The organism is Citrobacter sp. Cpo037, assembly GCF_030332945.1.
Classification (GTDB): domain Bacteria; phylum Pseudomonadota; class Gammaproteobacteria; order Enterobacterales; family Enterobacteriaceae; genus Citrobacter; species Citrobacter portucalensis.
In genome coordinates, this window is sequence record NZ_JAOWGW010000049.1 from 1 (window position 1) to 2,512 (window position 2,512).

The 2,512-nt window shown below is 49.6% G+C and carries 1 protein-coding gene and 2 pseudogenes; all 3 read right to left on the reverse strand.

The window, feature by feature from the left end:
- Positions 1 to 808 (reverse strand): annotated as a pseudogene (locus OGX94_RS07950) (IS3 family transposase); the annotation flags it as partial.
- Between the two features lie 28 nt (positions 809 to 836).
- Positions 837 to 1,765: pseudogene (locus OGX94_RS07955) on the reverse strand (IS3-like element ISSen4 family transposase); the annotation flags it as partial.
- 234 nt (positions 1,766 to 1,999) lie between these two features.
- Positions 2,000 to 2,368 carry a hypothetical protein gene (locus OGX94_RS07960; protein ID WP_032435799.1) on the reverse strand — a complete coding sequence of 123 codons (369 nt, stop codon included), beginning with the start codon at positions 2,366 to 2,368 and terminating at the stop codon, positions 2,000 to 2,002.
- Positions 2,369 to 2,512: the final 144 nt, after the last annotated feature.

Here is a 2,512-nt window from a genome sequence, read left to right on the forward strand (position 1 = left end):
TCCAGTTTTACTGCATGTTGCTCTGCCCATTCAGCCAGTGCAAGTGAGATAAATTCCGGACCATTATCCATGCGTAGCATGACCGGATAGCCGCGATTTGCCGCGATCCTGTCGAGTACACGGACCACGCGCAAAGCTGGCAGATTCAGATCGATTTCAATCGACAATGCCTCACGGTTAAAGTCATCAACGACATTGAACGTGCGAAAACGACGGCCACAGACCAGAGCATCATGCATAAAATCGACAGACCAGCTCTGGTTCAGCGCTTCCGGTGTGGCCAGTGGCGAGGGATTACGCACCGGCAACCGTTGTTTGCCTTTACGGCGAAAATTCAGCTTCAGCAGACAATAAATACGATGGATCCTTTTGTGATTCCACGGGTATCCCTGCCGCCGCAGAACCTGGAAAAGTTTTGGAAAACCGTACCGTGGGTATCGCTCTGCCACTGCCTGTAACGCGACAATAACGGGTTCGTCACGCGTGGTATCCGGACGGTAATGGTAAACCGTTCTGCTCAGGTTCAGACTCCGGCAGGCCTGACGGATACTGAGTCCAAATGTCGTTATCAGATGAGTGACCAGCTCACGCTTAAAGGCTGGTTTTAAAGCTTTTTTTCGATAACGTCTTTCAGCGCCCGGTTCTCAAGGCTCAGGTCGGCAAACATCTGTTTGAGACGTCGATTCTCGTCCTCAAGATCCTTGATCTTTTTAATATCAGAAGCCTCCATGCCGCCGTATCTGGACTTCCAGTTGTAGTAGGTGGCTTCAGAGATACCGGCCTCCCGGCAGACATCTTTAACGGTTCTGACCTGCCCCCACGATTAGATACAACACTCAGTTAGTAACGTCGGAATCTTCATTCTCAGAATGACCCTTTCTCCAGCCCGCTGCAAATTCAGACGGTGTCTGATAATTCAGCGTGGAGTGCGGGCGGCATTCGTTATAATCCTGCCGCCAGTCATTAATAATTTTCCTGGCATGAACGATATCGCTGAACCAGTGCTCATTCAAACATTCATCGCGAAATCGTCCGTTAAAGCTCTCAATAAATCCGTTCTGCGTTGGCTTGCCCGGCTGGATTAAGCGCAACTCAACACCATGCTCAAAGGCCCATTGATCCAGTGCACGGCAAGTGAACTCCGGCCCCTGGTCAGTTCTTATCGTCGCCGGATAGCCTCGAAACAGTGCAATGCTGTCCAGAATACGCGTGACCTGAACGCCTGAAATCCCAAAGGCAACAGTGACCGTCAGGCATTCCTTTGTGAAATCATCGACGCAGGTAAGACACTTGATCCTGCGACCGGTGGAAAGTGCGTCCATGACGAAATCCATCGACCAGGTCAGATTGGGCGCCGCCGGACGGAGCAGCGGCAGACGTTCTGTTGCCAGCCCTTTACGACGTCTTCTGCGTTTTACGCCCAGGCCACTGAGGTGATAAAGCCGGTACACGCGCTTATGATTAACATGAAGCCCTTCACGGCGCAGCAACTGCCAAATACGACGGTAGCCAAAACGCCTGCGCTCCAGTGCCAGCTCAGTGATGCGCCCTGATAAATGCGCATCAGCAGCCGGACGGTGAGCCTCATAGCGGCAGGTCGACAGGGATAAACCTGTAAGCCTGCAGGCACGACGTTGCGACAGACCGGTCGCATCACACATCAACATCACGGCTTCCCGCTTCTGGTCTGTCGTCAGTACTTTCGCCCAAGAGCCACCTGAAGCGCCTCTTTATCCAGCATGGCTTCGGCAAGCAGCTTCTTGAGCGGGTCCGCTTGGAAAAAGGAAATTATCCTACGTTAAGCGTTTTAAGCTAACGGGTGATTTCGTTCCATTGAGCGCGAACCCCTGACCGTAAGGGATGTACGAAATGATCCGGCTGTCCGTTAATGGTTTTGCTTACTTTCGGACATGTTGTCTACATGCTGTACGTAATCGTTCGGTTTCGGACGTTTAAGTCACATGCACGTTAACTGTCGGTATTCATCGCCTCACTAGTACTACTCTGCTAGTTCATCATGTTCTTCGAGAGCATATTCAAAATCGGCAAAAAGCAAGAAATTTTCTATCCTATAAGCCTGATTTAACTTAATTCGTTGGTATCTTTCGTTCAATAATCGCCATGCTGTTTTCCGTAGTACCATCGGTACGGATTCATCTTTTAAAGTACGCATGAGCACAGAACAGGTTGTCAGAAAAGCAGCGTCCTTACGTTTTCGGTAATACGCATCAGTCGAACAAACCGCAATGATCTCGATTGATTCAGGGTGATGACAGATAGCATTAACCGTAGTTTGTTCATGTATCTGTGCCTTGAGTTCAGCCTGAATTTTTGATTGATGATACATAGCCTTGAGATAGCTAAACATGATTTCCCCATCGAACAGTAAGTCGTGTCAATTCCTAGAGTTAACACATTTCTGATCATGACTCACACGTTACGTTCAGTCGGTAGCCATCTGTGCAAAAAATGCGCTTAGCGTAGGATAATTTCCTTTTTCCAAGCGGACCCC